The organism is Hydrogenibacillus schlegelii, assembly GCF_001653195.1.
In the GTDB taxonomy this organism is placed as follows: domain Bacteria; phylum Bacillota; class Bacilli; order Thermicanales; family DSM-22653; genus Hydrogenibacillus; species Hydrogenibacillus schlegelii.
In genome coordinates this window covers 1-2,311 of the sequence record NZ_JXBB01000049.1, presented here as the reverse complement: position 1 = coordinate 2,311, position 2,311 = coordinate 1, and the positions used below count along the sequence as shown (strand labels likewise).

The following is a 2,311-nucleotide window of genomic DNA, read 5'->3' as shown; positions in this document are numbered from 1 at the left end:
TCTTCCGGCGGACGGGCTTCTCTTTCAGGCGCACGGCGCCGATGCGAGGGAGCACGATGTGGCGCGCCTTTCCGGGATAACGCCTGTCACTCCCGTCCAGAAGCAGGCGAATCGTGCCGGAACTGTTATCCAGCCGGAAACTGTCCCGCCGGTCGTGTCTGCGGCGGAACTTCGGATAGCCGATCTTCCGGCCGATCTTCCGCCCGCGAAAGAAGTTTTGGAACGCCTTTTCCAGATCCCGAAGCGCCTCCTGCGGCGCCCATTTGGACACTTCGTACATCCACGGGAAGTCCGTCTTCTTCACAATCGTGCGGCAAGGGAAGTGAGGACCTCGGTCATGTCGCGCACCAGGTCATCGTCAACCTCTCTTTCTTCTTGCCCTCTTTGACCCAGCGCCACGCCGTCTTGTAGGTGATGCCGCGATTTTTGGCCCATTGGCTGAGTTTCATGGGTATATTTTATCCGAGAAAGTGACGAAGATCAATCGTATTTTCAGCTGCTGGCAGCCCTCCTGCCCAGAGCAACCCCCACCCTGCGCCGGCGGCGACGACGGCCGCCGGCGGTAGGCGATAGACGTGAAGAAGAAGAAAAAGGACGACGACCCCCGCCGCGTCGGCCGGCGAGCGGACCGCCTCCGTCCACAGCGGGTCGTAGAGGGCCGCAAGCATTAGCCCGACGACGGCCGCGTTGACGCCGGCAAGCACCGTCCGGGCCGGGCGAAAGCGCCGGACGGCCGTCCAAAACGGAAGCGCCGCGAGCACGAGAAGAAGGCCGGGGAGAAACAGGGCCAGAAGCGCGACGGCCGCCCCGCCGGCGCCGGCGATCCGCCCGCCGAGGAAGGCGGCAAAGGTAAAAAGCGGACCGGGAAGCGCCTGCGCCAGGCCGTAGCCGGCCATGAAGTCTTCCGGGCTGACCCAACCGGTCGGCACGACCTCCCGCTCGAGGAGCGGAAGCACGACGTGCCCGCCGCCGAAGACGAGCGCGCCGGCGCGATAAAACGGCCCGAACAGCCGCAGCGCCTCCGCCGATCCGAAGGGCGGCCAAAGCGCCGGGACCCCCCACAGGAGAAGAAACAGAGCGAGCGCCGCGACCCCCGTCCGCCAGCCGACCGGCGACGTCCAGGATGAAGAGGTGGAAGCTTCCCGGTCGCTCCGTTCTTCCGCTCCGGCAGAATCGGAAGCGCCCGCCCTCGGACGAGACCAAAAGAAGAGAGCCGTCAGGCCGGCGGCCACAACGACCGCCACCTGCGTCCAGGGTGTGGGGACGATCAGGACGGCGGCCGCCGCCCCGGCCGCAAGGGTCGCCCGCAGGCGATCCGGCGCCAGCGTGCGCGCCATCCCGAGGACCGCTTGCGCCACCACGGCCACGGCGACGAGCCCAAGCCCGTGCAACCACCCCGGCGCTTCGCCGCCGAACGGAAACGTCGAATCCGCCCTCATCGCCAGATACCGTGCAAAACCGTACATGAGAAGCGCCGACGGCAACGTAAACGCGAGCCAGGCGACGATCCCGCCGACCAGCCCTCCCCGGAGCACCCCGACGGCAAAGCCCACTTGACTGCTCGCCGGCCCGGGCAAAAACTGGGCGATCGCCACGAGCTCCGCATAGGTGGCTTCGTCGAGCCAGCGCCGCTTTTCTACGTACGCCCGGCGAAAATACCCGAGATGGGCCGTCGGGCCGCCGAACGACCAGAGGCCGAGCCCGAGCGCCGCGGCCCCGATCTCCCCCCACGTCCGCCACCGGCCCTTCGGCCGTCCTTCTTTTTTCCGCCGGATCGCCTTTGCCGTTTCGATCGCCTTCTCCCCCCACGCCGTCCTCGACTCTTGAAATTTTATCATAAATTCCTTCGTCCGGGGGAACGGCCCCTTCCCGGCCATGCGTCCCAAAACCCGAAGAAACGCCCTTCCGGGCCCGAGCCCGAAGGGCGTTTCTTTGGATCGAACGAGAAAACCGACGTTCGCTGGTCCCCCATTTCTTCCGGATCTTCAGGCGGGCGCTCAAATGGTGGTCCCATAATCCGGCCGCCGTTCGGCAAGGGCCGCTTGACCTCCTCCCCGGAATGAATTCCGGGGATTCCCACGGGGAGGTTAGCGCTTGCTCGGCCTCATGCCTTTCAGCTTCGGCTTCATCGCAGCGCCATCGGGGCTTACGTCTCGGCCCGCCCCGGCTGCGTTCCGCCGAAAGGCGTTACCGCACCGGGCGGCGGCCCTCGAACGGCGGCTTACGCCGCCTCGGCCAGGCCGCTAATCGCGAGGCTGATATTCCAGGCGCCGACGGCATCCGCGTGTCCGCGGTAGCCGCACTTCCGGCA

Annotated in this window: 1 protein-coding gene and 2 pseudogenes; all 3 read right to left on the bottom strand. The window is 66.7% G+C overall.

Translation table 11 applies throughout. From position 1 onward, the window contains the following. Window positions 1-304, bottom strand: a pseudogene (locus SA87_RS10205) (hypothetical protein); the annotation flags it as partial. Beyond that, window positions 304-396: pseudogene (locus SA87_RS13325) on the bottom strand (IS607 family transposase); the annotation flags it as partial. The pseudogenes SA87_RS13325 and SA87_RS10205, both read right to left, overlap by 1 nt. Window positions 397-458: 62 nt before the next feature. Further along, window positions 459-1,838: a chromate efflux transporter gene (gene chrA / locus SA87_RS10200; protein WP_082718057.1), complete on the bottom strand. Its 1,380-nt coding sequence runs from the start codon at window positions 1,836-1,838 to the stop codon at window positions 459-461. Window positions 1,839-2,311: the final 473 nt, after the last annotated feature.